This is a genomic window from Gottfriedia luciferensis (genome assembly GCF_001712755.1).
Classification (GTDB): domain Bacteria; phylum Bacillota; class Bacilli; order Bacillales; family Bacillaceae_G; genus Gottfriedia; species Gottfriedia luciferensis_B.
In genome coordinates this window covers 116381-139918 of sequence record NZ_MDKC01000033.1, presented here as the reverse complement: position 1 = coordinate 139918, position 23538 = coordinate 116381, and the positions used below count along the sequence as shown (strand labels likewise).

Sequence of the window (23538 nt, the reverse complement as noted above, 5' to 3'; positions counted from 1 at the left end):
AAAATGCAAGAAAGACATACAGGAAAAAAAACAGTATGTGTCTAATACATATAAATGGGCAATTTATTAAAAATACTGAAAATTAAATCTTATCATTGTATAATGATAGTAGAGAATATCAAGGAGGGATTTATATGAAGGTGGAAGCGCTTCCTGTAAAAAACGGACAATTTAATTTAAAAAACTATGAGGAAACTTATAAAAATTTTAAATGGGAAGATGTAGAAAAAGAGTTTTCTTGGTATACAACACAAAAGTATAATATGGCTTTTGAAGCTATCGATCGTCATGCAAATTCTGATCGAAAAGATAAAGTTGCTTTGTATTACAAAGATGATAAGCGAAATGAAAAATATACGTTTGAAGAAATGAAAATTAATTCAAATAAGGCTGCAAATGTTTTAAAACAATTCGGTGACGTTGAAAAAGGTGATCGAGTATTTATTTTCATGCCTCGTCAACCAGAATTGTATTTTGCACTTTTAGGAGCTTTAAAATTAGGTGCTATTGTTGGTCCTTTATTCGAGGCATTTATGGAAGGTGCTGTAAAGGATCGTCTAGAGGATAGTGAAGCAAAGGTATTAGTCACAACGCCAGAATTATTATCACGTGTTCCAGTTAATGATCTACCTGCGTTAAAAACAATCTTCCTTATCGGTAATGACGTTGAGGAAGGCGGTAAATTTGTAGATTTTAAAGCTCGTTATAAAGAAGCGAAATCAGATTTTGAGATTACATGGTTAAATCGCCATGATGGTTTAATTTTGCATTATACTTCTGGGTCAACTGGTAAACCAAAAGGTGTACTTCATGTTCAACAAGCGATGATCCAACACTATCAAACTGGTAAATGGGTGACGGATCTTCAAAATGATGATGTATATTGGTGTACAGCAGATCCAGGTTGGGTAACTGGAACTTCATACGGTATTTTTGGACCTTGGTTAAATGGTGCTTCTAACGTAATCTTAGGAGGTCGTTTCAGTCCAGATGCTTGGTATGAAACAATTCAAGAATTCGGCGTTACAGTTTGGTATAGTGCTCCAACAGCATTCCGTATGCTGATGGGTTCAGGGGAAGACATTATTAATAAGTATGATTTAAGTTCACTTCGACATATTTTAAGTGTTGGTGAACCTTTAAATCCAGAGGTAGTTCGTTGGGGAGCAAAAGTATTTAATTTACGAATCCATGATAATTGGTGGATGACTGAAACTGGAGCTTCATTAATTTGTAACTATCCATGTATGCCAATTCGCCCAGGTTCAATGGGTAAACCATTCCCTGGAGTCGAAGCAGCTATTGTTGATAATAACGGTAATGAAGTTGCTCCATATACGATGGGAAATCTAGCAATTAAAAAGGGTTGGCCATCAATGATGAACACAATTTGGAATAATGAAGCTAAATTCCAATCATATTTCTTAAATGATGAATGGTATGTTTCAGGTGATTCAGCGTATATGGATGAAGATGGATATTTCTGGTTCCAAGGTCGAGTAGACGATGTAATAATGACTTCTGGTGAGAGAGTTGGTCCATTTGAAGTAGAAAGTAAGCTTGTAGAGCATCCTGCGATTGCAGAAGCTGGTGTAATCGGTATACCAGATCCTGTAAGAGGTGAGATCATTAAAGCATTTGTTGCGCTAAGAGATGGGTATGTTGCTTCAGATGAATTGAAGGAAGAAATCCGTAACTTTGTAAAACTAGGACTAGCAGCTCATGCAGCACCTAGACAAATCGAATTCCGTGATAAATTACCAAAAACTCGCAGCGGAAAAATTATGCGAAGAGTATTAAAAGCATGGGAGTTAGACCTTCCAACTGGTGATTTATCAACAATGGAAGATTAATAAAAAAAGAAAACCATTGGAAAAAATCCAATGGTTTTTTGTTGTTCTAAAATTTTCGATCGGAGCCACCACCGCCGGAGCTTCCTCCGCCACCGCCTCTTGGGCCACCGCCACCTGAAGAGCTTAATAGTGCAGGTAATAAATTCAAAATGAAATAAGTTAGTACACCATTAAAGAACATCATATCAATGATGATGATCCCTATCACTATTGCAATGATGATGAATACTTTTAAATTGTCCCATAAATTACTTGTTTTAGAATGGCCAGTTTGTTCAGAGCCATTTAAAATAACATTATATAGTGATTTATATGTGTTTGTTATTGCAAGAGATTCTTCACCTTTTTTCAAATATGGAATAGCGCTCTGGTCCAAAATTTTACCAGATCTAATATCCGTTACAACTCCTTCTAAACCATATCCTACTTCGATTCTTATTTGTCTGTCTTTTTTAGCATATAACAAAAGAACACCATTATTTTTCTCTTTATTACCTAAACCATATTTTCGAAATGCTGTATTAGCATATTCTTTAATATCATTTCCTTCCAGACTTGGGATTGTTAATACCGCAAGTTGAGCGGAGGTAGTGTCTTCTAACTTTTTCCCTAATTGAATTAGAGTTTGTGAATCTTCTCTGTTAAGAACATTTGCATAATCTTGTACATAAATGTCTCCCACTTGAGAGGGTACTTTAATTTCAGCATTTGCTGCTGTAGCAAATGAAAAAAGAAATCCTATTAGGAATATTGTTGAGAGAAATTTTCTCATTTATTACCATCGCCACTAAAGTCAACCTCAGGTGTAGCTTTATCTTTTTCAGATACTTCAAAGTAATCCTTCTTCTCGAATCCAAAAGGTCCAGCTACTAGAACACCCGGGAATTTTTTGATTTTTTGGTTGTAAACAGTTACTGCATCATTATAATCTTTACGAGCAATTGCTAGTCGATTTTCAGTTCCTTCTAGGCTATCCATTAATGCTTGGAAGTTTTGATTTGATTTTAAATCAGGATAGTTTTCAACGACTACTAATAGACGACTTAGCGCTCCAGACAATTCTGCATCAGCTTTACTTTTATCAGCAGTCGTTTGAGCACCAGCTAATTTTGCGCGTGCATCTGTTACTGATGCAATCACATCTTTCTCTTGTGTAGCATATCCTTTTACTGTATTTACTAAGTTTGGTATTAAATCTGAACGACGTTTTAGTTGGTTATCAACTTGTGACATTTTATTTGTTACATTTTCTTCTTGAGTCACAAAGCTATTATAGCTTCCGACACCCATAAAGATTAGAACGACTACAATAATTAAAGCAATCCATATTCCTTTATTCTTCAAGAAAAAACACTCCATTTCCAAAATATGTATTTTTAAAGATGTTAGTATTAATATTTAACCATATTATTTGATATAAAGCATTTTTATTCAAATATTGAATGACAATTTAAATAAAATTAATAAAAATTTAATTATCTATTTGACTTAAACGTTTTATTTGTGATATAAATGTTTCATAACATTTTAATAGTGAGCGTTGAAAGGCTTAGTAGTGTGAATGGTATTGGATCAGAGAGCTAATGGTTGGTGAGAATTAGCACAGACATTGACACGAATTACAACCTGGAGCATTCTTTTTCGAAATTTGTTTAATGCAAATTAGGATTAGAACGGTTAACAGCCGTTAATTGTATGAGAGGTAGCTAGTTTTATTAGCTACAACTAGGGTGGTACCGCGATTATAATTATTCGTCCCTACTGTTTATCAGTAGGGACTTTTTATTTTGTTTAAACGACGTATAGAGCATAGAAGGGGTGGGCTAAAAATGGAAAATATCTTACAAGATTTAGAATTTCGTGGATTAATTAACCAAATGACAGATGAAGAAGGTCTACAAAAATTATTAAGCGAAGAATCTGTTTCATTATATTGTGGTTTCGACCCAACTGGTGATAGCTTACACATTGGTCACTTATTACCAGTGTTAATGTTAAAGAGATTCCAAGTTGCAGGTCATAAACCAATTGGTTTAGTAGGTGGAGCAACTGGAATGATCGGTGATCCAAGCGGTAAGAAGGCAGAACGTACGTTAAATACTACTGATACAGTAAAAATGTTCAGTGAACGAATTCGTACACAATTATTACCATTTTTAAACTTCGAAGGTGATAATGCTGCTAAAGTAGTTAATAACTTTGATTGGACAGGCGAATTAGATGTTATTACATTCTTACGTGACATCGGTAAAAACTTCGGATTAAACTACATGCTAGCTAAAGATTCAGTTGCATCTCGATTAGAAGCAGGTATTTCATTTACTGAATTTAGTTACATGATTTTACAATCATATGATTTCTTAAAATTATACCAAGACCATAACTGTAAATTACAAATTGGTGGTAGTGACCAATGGGGTAATATTACAGCGGGTATGGAATTAATCCGTAAGACAGAAGAAGATTCAAAAGCTTTTGGTCTTACAGTACCTTTAGTAACAAAAGCTGACGGTTCTAAATTTGGTAAAACAGAAGGCGGAGCAGTTTGGTTAGATCCAGAAAAAACAACTCCATACGAATTCTACCAATTCTGGATTAATACAGATGACCGTGATGTAGTTAAATACTTGAAATACTTTACTTTCTTAACAAAAGAAGAAATTTTAGAGCTAGAGAAACAATTTAATGAAGCACCAGAACAACGTGTTGCTCAAAAAGCATTAGCTGCTGAAGTAACAAAACTTGTTCACGGTGAAGCTGCTCTTGATCAAGCAATTAAAATTACAGAAGCATTATTTAGTGGATCTGTAAAAGAATTAACGGCTGCTGAAATTAAACAAGGTTTTAAAGACGTGCCTTCATTTAATTTAAGTGAAGCAGAAAAAGGATTAGTAGACTTACTAGTTGAAGCAAAAATTTCTCCATCAAAACGACAAGCACGTGAAGATGTACAAAACGGTGCTGTTTATGTAAATGGAGATCGTATACAGGACGTTGCAACTGTGTTAACTAAACAAGATGCAATTGAAGAGCAATTTATTATTATCCGTCGTGGTAAGAAGAAATACCACTTGGTTACATTATAATACCGAACAAACAGTGAACGAAAAAGCAGTAGTTTGGTTGGAAGTAGTTCAGAGAGCGAGTGGTTGGTGAAAACTCGTCTACACAATCAAATGAATTACATTTCGGGAGTTTTCTTTTCGTAGTTAGTTGATCTAATGAAGGGAAGAACGTAAGTCTACGTTACAGATTCGAGTGATAAGAATTTTTATTAGTCATAGTATTAATTCTTATAACTAGGGTGGTAACGCGATCGAGGTCGTCCCTATTTTATATAGGGAGGCCTCTTTTTTTATTGCACTTTAATAGGTATAAATTGGCAGCGATGATCCTTGCTCGACGTAGTAGCCAATTCTAGGAATAAAGAGTATAAGTGCAACTACGTCTTTGCCATCGCCTAAAAGGCTCATCAAACAACGAGTTTTCTTTATTTTTTTTTGAAAGGGTGACAATCATGGAGATTTTTGCAACAAAAGATTACCGAATATTGGCAAAACTTAATGAAGATGTACAAAATTTACATGCTGAATTGTTTCCAGAATTTTTTAAGGTTCACAATCTAGCGGAGATAACTGAGTTTTTCAAGGGTGTAGTTGATAAATCAGATCATCATTTTTTCGTAGTAAAAGATATTGAAGAATTGGTCGGATACGCTTGGATTGAAATAAAACATATACCTGAAGGACCGATTAAAAAGGCTTTTCGGCTAGGTTATGTTCATCAAATAAGTATTAAAGAAGAAAAAAGAAATAAAGGATACGGTTCTTTCTTAATTCATAAAATTGCTTCATTTGCTCGTGAGAATAATCTTTCTAGAATTGAGCTAGATTATTGGATCGAAAATAAAAATGCAAGTAGTTTTTATGAGAAACTTGGGTTCGTAAAGTTTCGTGAACACGTATTTATGGATGTATAAAAAAGGGAGAGTATATAAAATGAAAAAGATTGAATTAGGTGCGTTAATCGCACTGTTTGCAGTTATTATGTCTAGTTGTCTAGTTATATTAAAATCAGATCCACAAATTCCGCTTCTTTTATGTGTTGTTTGTTTAGCTGTATTTGGATTATTTAAAGGGTTTAAATGGGAGCAGATTGAAAATGGTATGAAAAAGGGTATTCAAAATGGCTTGTCACCTACATTAATCTTAATGATGATCGGTCTATTAATCGGTTCTTGGATGCTAAGTGGTACAGTACCTACATTATTATTTTACGGAATTTCGGTTCTTTCAGCTAAGTGGTTTGCGATCAGTGCAATTTTTATTACAATCATCGTTGCTAGTTTTACTGGTAGTACTTTTACAACAATCGCTACAGTTGGTGTTGCGTTAATGGGAATCGCACATATAATGGGGATTCCACCAGCAATTGCAGCAGGTGCGATTATTAGTGGAGCGTGTTTTGGTGATAAGATGTCACCGATTTCAGATACAACGAATTTCGTTCCAAGTATTTTAGGAATAAAGGTTAATGAACATATTCGACACATGGCATATACAACAATTCCAGCATTAATTGTTACAGTTATATTATTTTTAATCATCGGTATGGGTCATGGAAATACAGATATGGCGCAAGTTACAGAAATGAAAAAAGCAATTTCAACTAGCTTTGAAGTCAATCCGTTATTATTAATCCCATGTTTAATTGTTTTTATAATGGCATTTAGAGGTTTTTCAACTTTACCAACGATGTCGGCTGGTATTGTTAGTTCATTAGTTTTAGCATTTTTCATTCAAAAAGATATTACACTTGCAAAAGTGTTTACAACATTACAAAATGGATTCCAAACGGATACAGGGAACGAAATGCTTAATTCCATTGTTAACCGTGGAGGATTACAATCAATGATGTGGTCTGTGTCATTAATATTTATTGCACTTGCTCTAGGCGGATTATTACAAGAGCTACGTGTATTCGAGACATTAATACAGTCATTATCTAATTTGAAACGTAACGGGCATATTGTTATTGCAAGTACATTATCTGCAATGAGTGTAAATCTTTTAACAGGTGAACAATACTTATCAATTCTACTTCCTGGGCAATTATTAAAGGATGTATTTATCAAAAAAAATATACCACTTAAAAACTTATCACGTGCATTAGAAGATGGTGGAACACTTTTTAATCCAATCGTTCCTTGGAGTGTAAGTGGAGCGTTTTTCGCTTCAACATTGGGAGTACCTGTTATTGATTACTTACCGTTTGCATTCGTATTATTTATTACACCATTATTCAGTATGTTAGCCGCTTTATTGGGTAAAGGTTTAGAAGTTGAAAATAAAGGAGAAAGTTCAAGAAAAGTCGCATAAACAAATTGTTTCTACGTAAACTAGTTTTTGTACGAACTGGTTAATGGAGGGAAAAAAATGAGTCATGCAGCAGGTGGTTCAAAGAAAAATCGTCCTAGTGATGCAAATCATGTAGATGCAAAAACGAAAGCTCATCAAAAAAGGCTTTCAAAGGATCAACATAATCCAATGGGCGAAAAGTATCCTAGATAGTTGAATAAATAATTTTGAATCAATCCCCTATATGAAAGAAAGGACATCCATCCATTTCTTTTCATATAGGGGATTTTTTATTTGTAGTCTAACTTTTTATGAGGAATAATGTTAAATGTTTATGCAATATTCAAATTTTAGTGAAATCCACTTAATTATCCGATAAAATAAAAGCTAAAGTAATTTTATTTAAGGGGATAAAGGTAATGAGCTTTTTTAAAATAATTACATATACAATTATTATTGGGATACTAAGTTATGTATTCTGTATCGTTTTTATCGGTATAAATAGCTTTTTACAATATCAGCATAAAGTACCTAAAAATGCAGATTATATCATCGTATTAGGCGCTGGTTTGAAAAAGGATAAACCTACTAGAGCTTTACGTTATCGAATTGAAACAGCAGCTAAATATGCTAAGGAAAATAAAAGTGCAAAAATTATTGTTTCAGGTGGAAAAGGTAATGATGAATTGATATCAGAAGCTGAATGTATGAGGGTTGAATTAATCAAATTAGGAATTGAAGAAGATCGAATTGTGAAGGAAGATTTATCAACAAATACATACGAGAATATGAAATTCTCAAAAAAGCTCATTCATAACGATCAAGCTCAAGTAGTCGTTGTTTCAAATGATTATCATTTATTTAGATCTTTAAAATTGGCTAAAAAACAAGGGTTGAATGTAGTCGGACTTCCTGCAAAAACACCAAAAGTTATCATACCGACAGCATACTTTAGAGAATGTTTATCTATTTTAAAAGCTATCTACTATAAACAAATGTAATCATTGTAGGCAATCTATCATTTTTATAAAAACTATGAATTAAATTTGTACCAATGTCCGTTTCATTTCTACTGATTGAAACATTTTATATTATATGGATTTGCTTGTCCAAATAATATGAAAGGAGTGACGTTGATGTCGTCAAAATTTTTATCAACTGGCGTATTAAGAAGACATTCTAGTACTCAGTTTTTAACAGTTGAAGCTCTTAATGTTGACCCGGATGACTCACGTTCTGTGAGTGTATTAATGTTTGACTGGTCAAGTGGTTCACCTGTGATTCTTCCTATGGTTGACCCATCTACAGTAACAATTCCACCAAATCAATATAGAACATTTAGATCTTTCCAACTTCCAGCAGCTTTATTTGCTTATGAAGTAAGAATTCTTCATCCGAAAGATCGTGATGTTGTAGTAAATGTATTTGGACTTAGTGACATTGCATTTGATCCTCAAGAAGGTAATAATGCAATGCAACATGACTTAGCGGTAGTGAAATTAAAATAAAATAAAATGTTATTTTAATACACCTCTCAATTCCGCATAAGTAGCCCTTCGAGTAAAGTCGAGGGCTTTTTTTATGGTGTAAAATAAATATAAAAAAAACCACAATCAAATTTGATTGTGGTTTCTCATCGCTTTCTAAGAAGCGATATGATTAACGGTTGTAGAATTCAACGATAAGAGCTTCGTTGATTTCAGCTGGTAATTCAGAACGCTCTGGTAAGCGGTTGAAAGTACCTTCTAATTTGTCAGCGTTGAAAGTGATGTACTCAGGTACAAAGTTGTTAACTTCAACAGCTTCTTTAACTACAGCTAAGTTTTGTGATTTTTCACGTAAGCTGATAGTTTGGCCAATTTTCACACGGAAAGATGGGATGTCTACACGTTTGCCATCAACTAAGATGTGGCCGTGGTTAACTAATTGACGAGCAGCACGACGAGTACGAGCAAGACCCATACGGTAAACTACGTTGTCTAAACGAGTTTCTAATAAGATCATGAAGTTTTCACCATGTTTACCAGTTAATTTACCAGCGATATCAAAAGTGCGACGGAATTGACGCTCATTAACACCGAACATGTGACGAAGTTTTTGTTTTTCTTGTAATTGTAAACCGTATTCTGATAATTTTTTGCGTTGGTTAGGTCCGTGTTGACCTGGTGCGTAAGGGCGTTTTTCTAATTCTTTACCTGTTCCGCTTAATGAAATGCCTAAACGGCGAGATAATTTCCAAGTAGATCCTGTATAACGAGACATTGAGTGTCTCCTCCTTTAGTTTTTATTTTGGAGTAAAATAAAAACGTTCGTGTAGCCCCAGTTTGTTTATTTTGCTTTCATGTATCCTCGCTCCAGCAGCCAGAGTTACGCGATGACACCTCTTAAACAGTAGAGGAACAAAATAAATATCAAGCCTGTGCTTACAACGCTGCGTTATTTTACACAAAAAATATTATAACCAGATAGTATAAAATAGTCAAGGGCAGTTTTGTTTTTAGCTTTTTATAAAAAGAACTTTGTCAATTAATCTTATCATTGATAAATAAGCTTTGTGGTATGATTTCCACTACAGTGCGCTCGCTTTCCATGGGGCGGCGAGATTCTTGAGCCTCCTCGGCAAGCCTGCGGGGTCTTTAGCCTTCCCGCTAATCCCATAGGAGTCGAGCACCCTTTCGTTCCAATCAACTTCTTAATAAAAAAGAATAATCTTAAAAACAATAGAATTGTCTTATAAACGTATGATTTTCGCTTTAGTAATCTAGTTGCAAGTAATAGATAATCCACGACTTACAAAGCATTAAAAATAGTGCCTCAAAAAAGATATTTGTAATAATAATGACGTTAATTATGTTAAATTTTTGCAAGTTAATTAAAAAAATATATTATCAATAGTCTTTCAGTTAGGAGACGATAGATTTTTTATATTGACCCCAATATAAAAAAGAAATCCAATAAAGGATTCCTTTAGAAATCAAATTTTCTTATCTAATTGTTTCTTCAATTAAATTAACGATTGCTTGAAGATATTTTTGATCCGTTTCATCAAAGCGATTAAATTCCGGACTATCGATATCTAATACACCAATTACTTCACCGTTATGCATTAAAGGAATAACGATCTCTGAATTTGATGCAGCATCACAAGCGATGTGGCCTGGGAAATCGTGAACATTATCGATTCTTTGAACCGTTTTTGTTTGAGCAGATGTGCCGCAAACTCCCTTGCCGTATGGTATACGCACACACGCAGGAAGACCTACAAATGGGCCTAATACTAATTCATTGCGATCGCCATCTTTTAAATAAAATCCTACCCAATTTATTTGGTGCAAAAACTGATTTAATAAGGCAGATGTATTTGCTAAATTAGCTATTAGGTTATGTTCGCCATCTATTAAGGCTTTAACTTGAGCTGTTAGAGTATTATATTGTTGTTCTTTTGTACCTGAATATTCGACTTTTTGAAACATTTGTAGACCCCTTTCCCTATTTCATGTGAAATATCATAGCATATTTCGAAAGAATACTGGTAATTTTGTCGACCGATTTGTAGAGGATTTTATTAGTATTTCGCTAATTAATAAAGGAATTGATGTTTGTAAAAGAGGGTGACGAGTATGGAGCAAGATAAACTTGCAACAAAGAAGAAAGTCATCGAGACAGCGCTTACGTTATTTAAAATTAATGGATACCAAGGTACTTCAGTAAGGGATATTTCTAAAAAAGCAAATGTAAATATTGCGACGATTTCGTATTATTTTAAAGGTAAACAAGGTTTACTTGAACATATCATAGTAGATTTTTTAGAAGGATATATTGAAATTTTAGATAAACATTGTTTGTCATTGTATGATAAAAACGCAAATTTAATTTTAATGAACCTTGTTGGAGAAGTACTTAATTATTACTTTTTAAAAAAGGAATATGCTTCTATTTTTTACAGAGAGTTGACAATCGACTCTGTCTTCATTCGTGAAATTATGATGACCTATTTAGCAAGAGAGCGTTATACTTTTACTCAAATTTATGATGCTATTCGTATGTCTAATGCGAAACTAACAATGCCATTTTCAGTCTTTTTCGTCCAATTAAAATCCTTCCTTTCAACACCGTACTTATTTCCAGGCTATTTAAATGAAGTATTGTATATACAGCAAAATGATCTGTATTTTTTTGAGAGATATAAAGAGTATGTAGAGAAATGGATCGAATCACTATTCGATATGGATGAGAGACTTGTTACTCGAGTAGAACTTTCATCCTAAAAGTTCGCCTTTTTCATTGTGAAAAATCACAATGAAAAGGCGTTTTTCGTTGTTTAAAAATCTGAAATTTCTACAAGCTTTTACAGTATTTATTATAGTTTGATAAAAATATGAAAAAATTGAAAAAATTAAGCCAAAAATCAACTTTATCATGTTATTATTAACTATGACCTAAATAAAGAGCAATTTATTAATTCAAAAATTAACGTACAAATAAATAGATTCAGAAGGCAGTAAAAGGAGGTACATCAGGGAAAATGACAATGACATTCTATGTAATTTTAGTCGTAATAGCTATTGTTATCGCATTAATGATTGTAGCCTTAACAATTCGACAACGTTTATTCAAAAAACTCGATGAACTTGAAGCGTGGAGAATGCAGTTAATGAGTAAGCCAGTTACGGATGAACTTTCAAAGCTAAAGGCCTTAAATATGACCGGCCAAACGGAAGAGCTTTTTGATAAATGGAGAACCGATTGGGATGAACTAGTTACAACTTTTTTACCAAAAGTAACTGATTCGATCTCAGAAATAGATGAGGCGATTAATAAATATCATTTCATGAAAGCTAAAGCAGGGATTAGTGAAATTGAAGGAAGCCTAACTGAAGCAGAATCAAACATCGAAAAAATTCTAAATGAGGTAAGCGACCTAGTAGGTAGTGAAGAACAAAATAATTCGGATATTGAAATATTAAACCAAGAGTATCTTGAGCAAAGAAAGCTTTTATTAACTCATCGTCATTTATATTCAATTTCTGAAACTCAGTTGGAACAAAAAATGGATGATATCAAACAACAAATCCAATTATTTAATGAAACAACTGAAAAAGGAAACTATTTAGAAGCAAGAGGCTTAGTGCATGAAATTGCTGATCAAGTACATATATTGAAATCAAATATGCAAATCATACCGGATTTATATATTGAATCTTCTACTACGATGCCCTCTCAAATACATAATTTAACTGATGGTTTAAAGCAAATGAAAGCAGAAGGATATGCGCTTGATTTTGAAGCATTAGAAAATGAAACAATCGATTGTTCTAAAATATGTATCGAATGTGTCGAATTAATTAAAAAACTAGATATCACAGAAGCGAATGACAAGCTTGAATTTGTGAAAGCAAAAGTCGATTCAATCTATGATTTATTAGAAAAAGAAGTAGAGAGTAAATTTGTAGTAGAAAAAGAAATATGGACTTCTCAGGAAGAAATTCAAAGTATTCGAGAAGATAATTTAAAAACAAAAGAAGAGACTCAATTAGTTCAGCAAATATATGAATTAAGTGATGAAGATACTCAAGCTCAAAAAATGGTTGAAAAGCAAGTTAGTATCATTACAAAACGCTTTGAATTATTGCAGATTCGTGTAGCAGAACAAGACCTTGCATTTTCTGTCATAAGAGAAGAATTAGATTTACTAAAAAAGCAAATGGAAGATGTTAAAGAATCTCATTTGATGTATGTTGAAATGCTAAAAGCACTTCGAAAAGATGAATTACAAGCTCGTGATCAATTAATTGAAATGAAACGATTAATGTTAGAGGTCAAACGTCTTGTTCAAATTTCTAATTTGCCTGGTATGCCAGTTTCATCTATGAAACAAATACAAGATGCTCAAGAAAGTATGCAAATTGTTTATTTGGAATTAGAGAAAAAACCATTAAAAATGGCGCATGTATCATTTTTACTAGAAAAAGCAGCAACTGCAGTACATGTTTGTTATAATGATACGAAATATATGATTGAACAAGGATATTTCGTAGAAAAAGTGATACAATATGGAAATCGCTATAGAAGTAAAAATGTACAAATGGCAACGTCAATGGACAAGGCAGAGCAATTATTTAGAGAATTTCAATATAATGAAGCTCTAGAAGAAGCTGCCGTTTCAATTGAGAAAATTGAACCTGGTGCAATCGATAAATTACAAGAAATACTAAATGAACAATAGTACACACTACCCCTATAGATGAAAATCTTAGGGGTTTCGTCTGTTTTCAGATATAATGAAAAATGGACTCAAGCAATATGGAGGTACGGAAAAAATATGATTTATTTTGATAATAGCGCGACTACTAAACCTTATAAAGAGGTATTAGACACATATATTACTGTTTCGGACCAGTTTTTTGGAAATCCCTCTTCGATTCATAAGCTAGGTGGACGCTCAGAGCAATTACTCTCAAAAGCTAGAAACCAAATTGCTGAGCTTTTGTCAGTTCAACCATCAGAGATCATCTTTACATCAGGTGGTACAGAGGGGAATAATTTAGCAATAAAGGGAACTGCCATGATGCATCGTTCAAGAGGGAAGCATTTAATTACGACTGAAATTGAACATCCATCAATTTATGAAGCTTATAAACAATTAGAGGATCTAGGATTTGAAGTAACTTACTTATCCCCAAACGAAGAGGGGTTTATTTCTGTTGACCAATTAAAAAATGCGTTAAGAGATGATACGATATTAGTTTCTGTCATTCATGTAAATAATGAAACAGGAGCAATTCAACCAATAGCAGAAATTGGTCGATTATTAACGGATTATCCAAAAATATTTTTCCATGTTGACGCTGTTCAAGGGGTAGGGAAAGTACCATTAAATATTAAACAAGCTGCGATTGATTTATTATCTATTTCGGGTCATAAATTTCATAGTGTAAAAGGAACTGGAATTTTATATATTAGAGAAGGTGTAACCTTATCATCTTTAATGACAGGTGGGTCACAGGAAAGAGAGATTCGTTCAGGTACGGAAAATCTAGCAGGAATTGTTGCGATGGCAAAAGCGCTTAGAATCACGCTAGAAAAACAAAAAACAATGAATGATCACCTATATAATATGAGAAATGAACTTATTCAAAATTTAGAGATGATTGACTACGCTGTATTGAACTCACCAGAATCGGATTTTGCTCCTCATATAATAAATATTTCATTTGTAGGATTAAAGCCTGAGGTAATTGTCCATGCTCTATCTGAAGAAAATGTTTTTATTTCTACAAAATCAGCATGTTCTTCTAAAACTTTTGAGATAAGCCGGGTACTACAAAGTATGGGTAAAAGCGAAAAAGTAGCAAGTAGTGCTGTCAGAATCAGTCTTTCTTATGAAAATACAATGAGTGAAGTAGAGCAGTTTAACAAAATAATTAAAGAAGTAATTAAAAATTTATATAAAGTAATGGGGTAACAGCATGAATGTAGAATATATTTTAATTCGTTATGGAGAAATGACTACAAAAGGAAAAAATCGAGGCCGATTTACAAGTATATTAAGAGAAAATGTTCGAAATCGATTAAAAGCTTTTGAAAAAATTAAAATCACTGCAACGCGTGATCGTATGTATATAAAATTAAATGGTGAAGACCATGAGAAGGTTGCTGCCAATCTTAAAGAAGTTTTCGGAATTCATACGTTTAGTTATGCTAGAAAAGTTGATACTGAATTAGATGCAATTAAAAAAGGTGCTCTTGAGGCTATTAACGAGCTTGGTGATAGTGTTAAAACATTTAAAGTGAACGTACAACGTAGTTATAAACAATTCCCATTAAATACGCCACAATTAAATCGCGAGCTAGGTGGGTATATACTTCAAAATACAGAACACTTAACTGTAGATGTTCATCAGCCAGATGTAGCTGTACGAGTAGAAGTGCGTGACGATGCGACTTATATTACTTGTGGAGAAGAATACGGTGCAGGTGGCTATCCAGTTGGAGTTGGCGGAAAAGTTATGTTACTACTATCTGGAGGTATCGATAGTCCAGTGGCAGCCTACATGTTGTTAAAACGAGGCGTGTCAATCGAAGCGATTCATTTTGAAAGTCCGCCATTTACGAGTGATCGTGCAAAACAAAAAGTTATTGATTTAGCAAGCAAACTAACTAGATATTGTAGACGAGTGACTTTGCATGTTATACCATTTACTGAAATTCAAAAAGCAATTCATAAAGAAATGCCTGCAAGCTATACAATGACAATTATGAGACGCGTTATGCTTAGAATTGCTGAGCAAGTTTCTGTTGATCGAAAAGCACTTGCTTTAGCTACAGGTGAAAGTTTAGGTCAAGTGGCAAGCCAAACATTAGAAAGTATGCATACAATCAATGAAGTAACTAATTATCCAGTTTTAAGACCATTATTAGCTATGGATAAATTAGAAATCATGGATATTGCTAAAAAAATTGATACGTATGATATCAGTATTAGACCTTATGAGGATTGCTGTACAATCTTTACTCCAGCTAATCCAACTACAAAACCAAAACGTGATAAGGTGGCTCGTTACGAGAGTCGTTTTGACTTTACTGAACTAATAAATGAAGCTGTAGTTAATAGAGAATCAATCATTTTTGAGAACGAAATGATTCGAAATCAATCGTCAACAAAAGAAGAAGAAATCGATATCGACGCACTTTTATAAAATTACTAAAAATTACCAGTAAAAAGATGAATGAAGATATGTGTTTTATCACACTCTATACTCACAAGGAGGTGACAACACATGTCAAATAGAAATAATTCAGGTAGCAATCAATTATTAGTTGATGGTGCTCAGAATGCTTTAGACCAAATGAAGTATGAAATCGCTACAGAATTTGGTGTAAACCTTGGTCCAGATTCAACTTCACGTGCTAATGGTTCTGTTGGTGGTGAAATCACAAAGCGTTTAGTACAAATGGCTGAACAAAGCCTTGGTGGATATTCTCGTTAATAAATTTAAATAATTATGGATTAAGGGGTAGGGTAAAACCTACCTCTTTTCTATTTGTTCTACATGCTCTTCGCTTGATTTAATATTTAATATTAACTTTGCTATAATAGAGGGAATAAATTAAAGGAGAGACCTGTTCATGTCATATATTGAAAATGAATTTATTAAAATTACAACTAAATCACAGGGAGCAGAGTTGACGGGTATCTATACAAAAAAAGATAATTTAAATTATTTATGGAATGCTGACCCAGCTTATTGGGGGAGACATGCACCAGTTTTATTTCCGAATGTAGGTAAATTAATTGATAATCAATATAAAGTCGATGATAAAGTTTATGAGCTTTCTCAACATGGTTTTGCAAGAGATATGGATTTTCAATTAACCGAAATGAAGGAAGACTATATCAACTATGAGTTAAACAGTAGTGAACAAACGCTTTTAAAATATCCATTTCAATTTTCTTTAAATATTAATTATAAGATTCAGAACAACACTGTTTTTATTAAATATGTTGTAACAAATAATGATGAGAAATCAATGCCATTTTCAATAGGAGCTCATCCAGCGTTTAATATACCTCTTTTGGAAGATGAAACTTTTGAGGATTATTACCTAGAATTTGAAGAGGAAGAAAGATTAGAAACAATTAAATTAGAAGGATCATATCGAAGTGGCAAAAGAGAACTAATTGGTCAAAATATTAAAAACTTACCATTAACCCGAGAACTCTTTAAGGATGATGCATTAATTTTTGAAAAACTTAATAAAAACGTACTGACAATTCGTTCGAAAAATCATCGTAATGCGATCAAAGTTCATTTTGAAGGGTTTCCATACGTCGGAATATGGACTACACCAACAGCACCTTTTCTATGTATTGAGCCATGGTATGGAGTTGCAGATGAAATCGGCCCAGTAAAAGAAATGAAAAATAGACTTGGTATTCAAATGCTAAATCCAAATGAAACATTTACTTGCACATACAGTATTACAGTTGAAAGTGATTGATTAAATAAAAGGTACGTAATTAGGAGTTTAGAGATCAAATAAACTATCTTTTTTGGATGGTTTATTTTTTTTGTGATTTTTTTGTTTAAATTTTCTGAAAAATAGTCGAAAAATAGCAGGAATTGACTATACAATTAACGAAACCATTATTATTCTATTTTGCAAAATTCAAAATATAATTTTAGTAATGATCAAAAGGGGGACTAACTAAGATGAACAGTACAAGTCTAATTGCTCCAAGAGTATATAATCTCGTTTGGGAAATTGAAAAATTTGCCTCAACTGATAAAGTGGCGTTAAAGTGGGTTGACCTAAATGGCGAATCCCATCAATTAACATATAAGGAACTTTATAATAAAGTTCACCAATATGCTTTTACATTTAAAAATAGTGGCATCGAAAAAGGGGACAAACTTTTTGTCATGATGCCTAGATGTATTGAGACTTATGTAGTTTATTTAGCTATTTTAAAAATTGGATGTGTTGTAATCCCAGGATCTGAAATGTTAACGGTTAAGGATATTCAATACCGTCTTGAACATAGTGAAGTAAAAGCGATTGTATCGCATGATGAATATATAGGTACATTTAGCGAGATTGCTAAAACTGGAAAATATAAATTATTTACTATTCATAATCAACAAACAGTATGGACTTCATTAAATGACCAAGCAATTAGTGGAGCACATGTATTAACTGTGGAAACAAAAAGTGATGACTTAGCGTTTATTTCATATACGTCAGGAACGACTGGCAATCCTAAAGGTGTCGTACACACTCACAGTTGGGGGTATGCACATATTCGTACAGTTGCTTCGAATTGGCTAGATGTGACAGAAGATGATACTGTATGGGCGACTGCAGGGCCAGGATGGCAAAAGTGGATATGGAGTCCATTTTTAGCGACATTAGGCAGCGGGGCAACAGGGTTCTTTTATGAAGGGAAATTCGATGCAGATACTTTCCTAACATTACTAAAGGAGCATAATATATCTGTATTTTGTAGTACGCCAACCGAATACCGATTTATGGCAAAGGTTGAAAATCTAGACCAATATCAATTACCAGCTTTAAGAAGTGCTGTATCAGCAGGAGAGCCTTTAAATCAAGAAGTAATCCGTACATTTAAAAAGCATTTCAATGTTGATGTAAGAGATGGGTATGGACAAACTGAAAATACATTATTAATTGGAACGATGAAGGATATTAAAGCAAAAGTAGGTTCAATGGGGATTCCAACACCAGGAAACTTAGTTGAAATCGTTGATGATGAAGGAAATCCAGTCGGGGTTAATGAAGTGGGGCATATTGCGGTACATTTAAGCTCTCCAGCATTATTTAAACATTATTATAATGATATGGATCGTACAATAGCACAAAGAAAAGGTGAGTATTATTTAACGGGTGACCGAGCTAAGAAAGATGAAGATGGCTATTATTGGTTTGATGGACGTAGTGACGACATAATAATTAGTTCTGGTTATACAATTGGTCCTTTTGAAATAGAAGATGCGTTAGTACAACATAGGCTTGTAAAAGAATGTGCGGTTGTTGCTAGTCCAGATCCATTACGTGGTAATGTTGTTAAAGCATTTGTTGTTTTGACTGAAAATGCTACAAATCAAGATGACTTAGTATCTGAACTACAAGAACACGTGAAAAAAATTACTGCACCATATAAATATCCACGTAAAATTGAATTTGTCCAAGAGCTACCAAAAACAACTTCTGGTAAAATTCGCCGAGTAGAATTACGTGCGATGGAACAATTACGTGAATCGAATTAAATACTTATGTTAAAATGAGGGAAAATTCCCTCTTTTTTTGTTTTAGGATTATTTATCTTTCAAAATGATAAACGAATATAGATAATGAACGGATGGTGGAATGAAATGAAGAAGCTTTGGCATAATGGTTTATTTTATACAATGGAAAGTGAAGGGGAAACGGTAGACTCAATCATTACTGAAGATGAAAAAATTTTAAAAACAGGAACATTTGAATCCTTGCTTTCTTTTTTAGAAGGTGAACAATTTGAGAAAATTAATTGTAATGGAAAAATCGGTTTTCCAGGTTTTATAGATAGTCATTTGCATTTAATTGGTCATGGTGAAGCGATGAATCGTGTAGATTTGTCAAAGTGTCAATCATATGAAGAGATGCTTGATCGAATGAAAAAAGTTGTAAAGGACGCGCACCCGAATGAATGGATTGTCGGGGAAGGATGGAATGAAAACGAATGGGAATCAAAAGCCGTATTCCAAGTTGACGATTTAAATAGTTTATCAAGCACAAATCCACTTGTATTAAAGAGAACTTGTAGACATGTCTACTTTGTAAATTCTCTTGCACTTAGTCATGCAGCAATAAATGAACAAATGCAAATCGATGGAGGACAAATAGGCTGCTTTGAGGATGGTCGTTTAAACGGATTATTGTATGATGAAGCTGTCAATTTAATCATTAAAGCGATGCCGGCACCTGACGATCAGTATTTGTCAAAAGCAATCATTTCCGCTATTAAAGATTGTTACCAATACGGAATCGTTGGAGCGGTAACAGAGGATTTATCATACTATGGAAATGCAAATCTAGTGATTGATTTATATGAGCGATTGTTAAATGAAGTTCCATTTCACACTCATGTTTTAATTCATCATACGACTTTGGATGAAGTCAAAGGAAGATTACATAAAGGTAATAAGAATGTATCATTTGGAGGCGTAAAAGCATTTATTGATGGTTCTTTTGGTGGTCGAACTGCACTGTTAGAAAAACCTTATGACGACAATCAAAGCATAACAGGATTACAAGTGACTTCTTTAGAAAAATTAGAAGTAATTACAAAAAAAGCACGTGAAAATGGATTGCCGATAGCATTTCATATGATTGGAGATTTAGCCGTTAAACAAGCCATTGATGTTGTTAAAAAATATCCTAATCAAACTCAGCTACCTGACCGATTTATACATTGTGCACTTTTATCTCCAAAATTAATCGAGGAAATGAAAGAATTAAACATCGTTGTAGATGTACAAACCTCATTTATCTATGCAGATTATCCATGGTTAGTAGAACGTATTGGTCAAAGACGAAATGAATTTGCATATTTAATTAAAACGCTGATAAATGAATCAATCGCTATAGCAAATGGTTCAGATACACCGATTGATACAATTAATCCTTGGCAAGGTATATATACAGCGGTTACCCGAAAAGCCAAAGACGGGAGAGCGTATAATATCGAGGAAGCAATTAGCCTATATGAAGCAATTAAACTTTATACGATTGATAGTGCGGCATCGTTTCGTCAAGAAGATAAAAGAGGTCTCATAAAAGAAGGATATTCTGCTGACTTTATTTTATTTGATGAAAATCCATTTGAGTTAGAAAAAGATGATCTACTTTATGTTAAATGTAGTGAAACTATTTGCCGAGGAAATATTGTTTATAAAAGTCATGATTAAGTTATGAAAAGGACAAGGGAATGTGTTGGAGAAGTTGTTTATGATCAACAAGCAACTAGAATTTATCAACGAAGTTCAAAAATCTTATAGTTTACTACTCGAAAAGAATGGTATGTAATTTTACCATTCTTTTTGTTTATTCAGATGTTGGTTTGCCCATACTGATACAAAAAAGGGTGGTTTTTTGCTTTACATATACTCTATTCTAATTTTTATTGCAATCGTTGTTTTACTGTTAATCATTTTCGTCCTGTTTATAAATATGAAAGTTAATATTTTATCCGTTTATACAAATGAAGAACGATTTATGAATATTAAACTGTCTATCTTGAACAACCTATTGCATTTCGCCTTTACGATTCCATTAAAGAGACCGAAAGAGGTAAAGGAGGACGTATCAGATTTAGAGAAAAAAAGGGATTTGTCTGTCTTTCAACAAATTGATTTTTTCATAAATTTATACTCCAACGGACATACTATCATTACAAAATTTTTAAACACTGTACAAATTTACAATTTAACTTATCACATTCATTTTGGTGTCGGAAATTCTGCTTTAACAGGGATATCAATTGGAACAGCTTATAGTGCAATCGGAATTTTTGAAAACTTATTAAAGAAATTTACGATAGTTCATCATCCGCCAACTATAGATATCACGCCCAATTATTATACATCTGTAATGGAAACTACTGGTAAGATACGGTTTTCATTTTCGGTACGAAAGGCAGTCTTTGCGGGACTATTATTACTTAAAGCATATTTAAAAACTAGAAAAGACTTTAAAGCAACACATCCAATCGAAACTAATTAGAGGTGATTAACAATGAGTCAACATCCTATTGGAGACTTAATGCACGCGGCAATGGAAAATTTATCAGCAATGATTAATGTAAATACAATTATTGGTGATCCAATTTCAACACCAGATGGAAGTTTAATCTTAACCGTATCAAAAGTAGGGGTTGGCTTTGCAGCTGGTGGAAGTGAATTCAGAAATTACCATTTAGTAGATGGTGTTAAAGAAGCTGAAGTAAGAAGTCCACATCCATTTGGAGGAGGTACAGGTGGAGGTGCATCAATTACTCCAATTGCATTTCTAATCGTTAACAAAGATGGAGTAAAATTACTTCACTTAGATCAAAACACGCATTTAATTGAAAAGCTGATGGATTTAGCGCCACAAGCGCTTGAAAAAGCAAAAAAATATATGAAGAAAAATGATAATTCAGTTGATGATGAGGCAATTTTTGATACAGATTTAGATTAAATATAAAATTTAAGTAAAGTTAATTGCATTCATGGTTTCCTTCCAGTAAGATAAATGTTGTGAACATTTTGTAATTTTGGGAGGAAATATCATGGCATCTGTAACATTTAAAAACAATCCAGTAACTCTTATTGGACAAGAAGTAAAAGTAGGAGAAAAAGCTCCAAGCTTTACTGTATTAGCAAATGATTTAAGCCCTGTAACTTTAGAGGCTTCAGCTGGTAAAGTACGCTTAATTAGCGCAGTACCTTCTGTAGATACTGGAATTTGTGATGCACAAACTCGTCGTTTTAACGAAGAATTATCAAACGTAGAAAACGTTGAAGTTTTAACAATTTCAATGGACTTACCATTCGCACAAAAAAGATGGTGTGCTGCAAGTGGTTTAGAAAATGTACATACTTACTCTGATCACCGTGATGCATCTTTTGGTGAAGCATTTGGTGTTTTAATGCAAGAATTACGTTTATTAGCTCGTGCAGTATTCGTAGTAGATTCAAATGATGTTGTTACTTACGTTGAGTACGTAGCTGAAGGTACAACTCATCCGAATTATGAAGCAGCAATCGAAGCTGTAAAAGCTGCAAAATAATAGTAATAACTCTATTAAGAGGTAAAAGGCTGTCGAGTAGATCTCGGCAGTTTTTTTTTGCATTAAAAAGGCATTCACAAATATGAATGCCTCAGTGTGTATTATTAGACTGTTGCTAAAATCATTTACCTAAAGAAACTGATTTCTCAGTACAACGTTCCATGGCAGAAATAATAGATGAGCGGAAGCCTTTTTTTTCTAATTCAGCAATTGCTTCTATTGTTGCACCACCTGGTGTGCAAACTTGGTCCTTTAATTCACCAGGATGTAATTCAGTTTCAAGTACCATCTTTGCTGCACCTAAAACAGCTTGGGCAGCTAACTTATATGCTTGGTCTCGCTGTATTCCTTGTAATACAGCTCCATCTGCTAAAGCTTCGATCATTAAGTAAACATAAGCTGGAGAAGAACCGCTAACAGCAGGAACCGCATCCATTAATTTTTCATTTACTAATTCACATTTTCCGAAGCTATTGAAAATTTCCATTACTTCATTTAACTCTTCATTGGTCACTACTTGATTATGACAAAGTGCACTCATTCCTTCTCTAACTAATGAAGGAGTATTTGGCATTGTTCTAACGATTTTAACCTCTTTACCGAAGGATTTCTCTACACCTTCTAAAGTAATTCCAGCGGCAATCGTAATGATTACAGTATTATTTGAAATAACTTCTTTAATTTCTTCAATAATAGTTGGATATAAATCAGGTTTAACTGCTAAAAACAAATAATCAACTTGCATTGCTAAATCGATATTACTATTTAATGTGTGAACATTATATAAATCTTTCACTTTTACAAGTGTTTCATTAGACCTTGCACTTACATAAATTTGATGCTTATCAATTACATTCGATTCAATTAACCCACCAATCATAGCTTGAGCCATTTTACCGCAACCAATAAAACCAATTTTCTTATTCATTTGTACTCACATCCAATATATTTAATAAATTGAATTATACAGGAGGGGTTAAATATTACCAAACAATAC

At 33.3% G+C, this 23538-nt stretch carries 23 protein-coding genes and 2 other annotated features; of the genes, 18 read left to right on the top strand and 5 right to left on the bottom strand.

Translation table 11 applies throughout. The annotated features are described in order from the left end of the window. Positions 1 to 134: 134 nt before the first annotated feature. The gene (gene acsA / locus BED47_RS17160) at positions 135 to 1853 is read left to right on the top strand and encodes an acetate--CoA ligase (protein WP_069034638.1); all 1719 of its coding nucleotides are present in this window, start codon (positions 135 to 137) and stop codon (positions 1851 to 1853) included. Between the two features lie 46 nt (positions 1854 to 1899). On the opposite strand, the gene BED47_RS17155 is transcribed toward acsA, so the two are convergent. After that, positions 1900 to 2625, bottom strand: coding sequence for a TPM domain-containing protein (locus tag BED47_RS17155; RefSeq protein WP_069034637.1), 726 nt, complete (start codon positions 2623 to 2625; stop codon positions 1900 to 1902). Continuing rightward, the gene (locus BED47_RS17150) at positions 2622 to 3197 is read right to left on the bottom strand and encodes a LemA family protein (RefSeq protein ID WP_069034636.1); all 576 of its coding nucleotides are present in this window, start codon (positions 3195 to 3197) and stop codon (positions 2622 to 2624) included. Before BED47_RS17150 ends, BED47_RS17155 begins: the two co-directional genes overlap by 4 nt. 187 nt (positions 3198 to 3384) lie before the next feature. Then, positions 3385 to 3616 (top strand) — a binding site (T-box leader). Positions 3617 to 3682: 66 nt separating this feature from the next. Here BED47_RS17150 and tyrS point away from each other — a divergent pair. The 6 genes from tyrS to BED47_RS17125 all read left to right on the top strand — a co-directional run bounded on the left by tyrS (position 3683) and on the right by BED47_RS17125 (position 8718). Next, positions 3683 to 4939 (top strand): tyrosine--tRNA ligase, encoded by a 1257-nt coding sequence (gene tyrS / locus BED47_RS17145; protein WP_069034635.1) that lies wholly within the window; start codon positions 3683 to 3685, stop codon positions 4937 to 4939. A gap of 4 nt (positions 4940 to 4943) precedes the next feature. Beyond that, positions 4944 to 5186: a binding site (T-box leader), on the top strand. Positions 5187 to 5370: 184 nt separating this feature from the next. Beyond that, on the top strand, positions 5371 to 5832 hold the full coding sequence (locus BED47_RS17140) for a GNAT family N-acetyltransferase (protein WP_069034634.1): 462 nt from the start codon (positions 5371 to 5373) through the stop codon (positions 5830 to 5832). 19 nt (positions 5833 to 5851) lie between these two features. Then, the gene (nhaC, locus tag BED47_RS17135) at positions 5852 to 7231 is read left to right on the top strand and encodes a Na+/H+ antiporter NhaC (RefSeq protein WP_069034633.1); all 1380 of its coding nucleotides are present in this window, start codon (positions 5852 to 5854) and stop codon (positions 7229 to 7231) included. 57 nt (positions 7232 to 7288) lie between these two features. After that, complete coding sequence (locus BED47_RS24435) at positions 7289 to 7423, top strand: hypothetical protein (RefSeq protein ID WP_088013475.1); 135 nt, start codon at positions 7289 to 7291, stop codon at positions 7421 to 7423. Positions 7424 to 7629: 206 nt separating this feature from the next. Then, positions 7630 to 8211 carry a YdcF family protein gene (locus BED47_RS17130; RefSeq protein WP_069034632.1) on the top strand — a complete coding sequence of 194 codons (582 nt, stop codon included), beginning with the start codon at positions 7630 to 7632 and terminating at the stop codon, positions 8209 to 8211. 135 nt (positions 8212 to 8346) lie between these two features. Continuing rightward, complete coding sequence (locus BED47_RS17125; RefSeq protein WP_254664611.1) at positions 8347 to 8718, top strand: hypothetical protein; 372 nt, start codon at positions 8347 to 8349, stop codon at positions 8716 to 8718. 151 nt (positions 8719 to 8869) lie between these two features. Here the strand turns inward: BED47_RS17125 and rpsD are convergent, their stop codons facing one another. Beyond that, positions 8870 to 9472, bottom strand: coding sequence for a 30S ribosomal protein S4 (rpsD, locus tag BED47_RS17120; RefSeq protein ID WP_056472146.1), 603 nt, complete (start codon positions 9470 to 9472; stop codon positions 8870 to 8872). A 722-nt stretch (positions 9473 to 10194) separates the two neighbouring features. Further along, a complete protein-coding gene (locus BED47_RS17115) occupies positions 10195 to 10683 on the bottom strand; it encodes a GAF domain-containing protein (RefSeq protein WP_069034630.1) in 489 nt (162 codons plus the stop codon). A 147-nt stretch (positions 10684 to 10830) separates the two neighbouring features. On the opposite strand from BED47_RS17115, the gene refZ reads away from it, so the two are divergent. From refZ to tpx, 11 genes are all read left to right on the top strand, one after another. Continuing rightward, on the top strand, positions 10831 to 11478 hold the full coding sequence (refZ, locus tag BED47_RS17110) for a forespore capture DNA-binding protein RefZ (RefSeq protein ID WP_069034629.1): 648 nt from the start codon (positions 10831 to 10833) through the stop codon (positions 11476 to 11478). A 257-nt stretch (positions 11479 to 11735) separates the two neighbouring features. Further along, positions 11736 to 13436, top strand: a complete 1701-nt coding sequence (gene ezrA / locus BED47_RS17105) for a septation ring formation regulator EzrA (protein ID WP_069034628.1) — start codon at positions 11736 to 11738, stop codon at positions 13434 to 13436. Between the two features lie 96 nt (positions 13437 to 13532). Further along, complete coding sequence (locus BED47_RS17100; RefSeq protein WP_069034627.1) at positions 13533 to 14675, top strand: cysteine desulfurase family protein; 1143 nt, start codon at positions 13533 to 13535, stop codon at positions 14673 to 14675. A gap of 4 nt (positions 14676 to 14679) precedes the next feature. Next, on the top strand, positions 14680 to 15909 hold the full coding sequence (gene thiI, locus BED47_RS17095) for a tRNA uracil 4-sulfurtransferase ThiI (protein ID WP_069034626.1): 1230 nt from the start codon (positions 14680 to 14682) through the stop codon (positions 15907 to 15909). Positions 15910 to 15990: 81 nt separating this feature from the next. After that, positions 15991 to 16200, top strand: a complete 210-nt coding sequence (locus BED47_RS17090; RefSeq protein ID WP_069034625.1) for an alpha/beta-type small acid-soluble spore protein — start codon at positions 15991 to 15993, stop codon at positions 16198 to 16200. A 139-nt stretch (positions 16201 to 16339) separates the two neighbouring features. After that, the gene (locus tag BED47_RS17085) at positions 16340 to 17212 is read left to right on the top strand and encodes an aldose 1-epimerase family protein (RefSeq protein ID WP_069034624.1); all 873 of its coding nucleotides are present in this window, start codon (positions 16340 to 16342) and stop codon (positions 17210 to 17212) included. A gap of 212 nt (positions 17213 to 17424) precedes the next feature. Beyond that, positions 17425 to 18999, top strand: coding sequence for an acyl-CoA synthetase MbcS (mbcS, locus tag BED47_RS17080; protein WP_069034623.1), 1575 nt, complete (start codon positions 17425 to 17427; stop codon positions 18997 to 18999). A 105-nt stretch (positions 19000 to 19104) separates the two neighbouring features. Beyond that, positions 19105 to 20679, top strand: a complete 1575-nt coding sequence (locus BED47_RS17075; RefSeq protein WP_069034622.1) for an amidohydrolase — start codon at positions 19105 to 19107, stop codon at positions 20677 to 20679. 184 nt (positions 20680 to 20863) lie between these two features. Further along, positions 20864 to 21493: a DUF2953 domain-containing protein gene (locus BED47_RS17070; RefSeq protein WP_069034621.1), complete on the top strand. Its 630-nt coding sequence runs from the start codon at positions 20864 to 20866 to the stop codon at positions 21491 to 21493. Positions 21494 to 21505: 12 nt separating this feature from the next. After that, the gene (gene ytfJ, locus BED47_RS17065) at positions 21506 to 21949 is read left to right on the top strand and encodes a GerW family sporulation protein (protein WP_069034620.1); all 444 of its coding nucleotides are present in this window, start codon (positions 21506 to 21508) and stop codon (positions 21947 to 21949) included. A gap of 91 nt (positions 21950 to 22040) precedes the next feature. Next, positions 22041 to 22541 (top strand): thiol peroxidase, encoded by a 501-nt coding sequence (gene tpx, locus BED47_RS17060; RefSeq protein WP_056472180.1) that lies wholly within the window; start codon positions 22041 to 22043, stop codon positions 22539 to 22541. A 121-nt stretch (positions 22542 to 22662) separates the two neighbouring features. Here the strand turns inward: tpx and proC are convergent, their stop codons facing one another. Then, positions 22663 to 23469 (bottom strand): pyrroline-5-carboxylate reductase, encoded by an 807-nt coding sequence (proC, locus tag BED47_RS17055; RefSeq protein ID WP_069034619.1) that lies wholly within the window; start codon positions 23467 to 23469, stop codon positions 22663 to 22665. Positions 23470 to 23538 lie beyond the last annotated feature (69 nt).

Excerpts from the sequence above, each read along its gene's own strand:
- acsA (WP_069034638.1), top strand. The coding sequence starts at position 135 with ATGAAGGTGGAAGCGCTTCCTGTAAAAAACGGACAATTTAATTTAAAA.
- BED47_RS17155 (WP_069034637.1), bottom strand. The coding sequence starts at position 2,625 with ATGAGAAAATTTCTCTCAACAATATTCCTAATAGGATTTCTTTTTTCA.
- tyrS (WP_069034635.1), top strand. The coding sequence starts at position 3,683 with ATGGAAAATATCTTACAAGATTTAGAATTTCGTGGATTAATTAACCAA.
- BED47_RS17140 (WP_069034634.1), top strand. The coding sequence starts at position 5,371 with ATGGAGATTTTTGCAACAAAAGATTACCGAATATTGGCAAAACTTAAT.
- nhaC (WP_069034633.1), top strand. The coding sequence starts at position 5,852 with ATGAAAAAGATTGAATTAGGTGCGTTAATCGCACTGTTTGCAGTTATT.
- BED47_RS24435 (WP_088013475.1), top strand. The coding sequence starts at position 7,289 with ATGAGTCATGCAGCAGGTGGTTCAAAGAAAAATCGTCCTAGTGATGCA.
- BED47_RS17130 (WP_069034632.1), top strand. The coding sequence starts at position 7,630 with ATGAGCTTTTTTAAAATAATTACATATACAATTATTATTGGGATACTA.
- BED47_RS17125 (WP_254664611.1), top strand. The coding sequence starts at position 8,347 with ATGTCGTCAAAATTTTTATCAACTGGCGTATTAAGAAGACATTCTAGT.
- rpsD (WP_056472146.1), bottom strand. The coding sequence starts at position 9,472 with ATGTCTCGTTATACAGGATCTACTTGGAAATTATCTCGCCGTTTAGGC.
- BED47_RS17115 (WP_069034630.1), bottom strand. The coding sequence starts at position 10,683 with ATGTTTCAAAAAGTCGAATATTCAGGTACAAAAGAACAACAATATAAT.
- refZ (WP_069034629.1), top strand. The coding sequence starts at position 10,831 with ATGGAGCAAGATAAACTTGCAACAAAGAAGAAAGTCATCGAGACAGCG.
- ezrA (WP_069034628.1), top strand. The coding sequence starts at position 11,736 with ATGACAATGACATTCTATGTAATTTTAGTCGTAATAGCTATTGTTATC.
- BED47_RS17100 (WP_069034627.1), top strand. The coding sequence starts at position 13,533 with ATGATTTATTTTGATAATAGCGCGACTACTAAACCTTATAAAGAGGTA.
- thiI (WP_069034626.1), top strand. The coding sequence starts at position 14,680 with ATGAATGTAGAATATATTTTAATTCGTTATGGAGAAATGACTACAAAA.
- BED47_RS17090 (WP_069034625.1), top strand. The coding sequence starts at position 15,991 with ATGTCAAATAGAAATAATTCAGGTAGCAATCAATTATTAGTTGATGGT.
- BED47_RS17085 (WP_069034624.1), top strand. The coding sequence starts at position 16,340 with ATGTCATATATTGAAAATGAATTTATTAAAATTACAACTAAATCACAG.
- mbcS (WP_069034623.1), top strand. The coding sequence starts at position 17,425 with ATGAACAGTACAAGTCTAATTGCTCCAAGAGTATATAATCTCGTTTGG.
- BED47_RS17075 (WP_069034622.1), top strand. The coding sequence starts at position 19,105 with ATGAAGAAGCTTTGGCATAATGGTTTATTTTATACAATGGAAAGTGAA.
- ytfJ (WP_069034620.1), top strand. The coding sequence starts at position 21,506 with ATGAGTCAACATCCTATTGGAGACTTAATGCACGCGGCAATGGAAAAT.
- tpx (WP_056472180.1), top strand. The coding sequence starts at position 22,041 with ATGGCATCTGTAACATTTAAAAACAATCCAGTAACTCTTATTGGACAA.
- proC (WP_069034619.1), bottom strand. The coding sequence starts at position 23,469 with ATGAATAAGAAAATTGGTTTTATTGGTTGCGGTAAAATGGCTCAAGCT.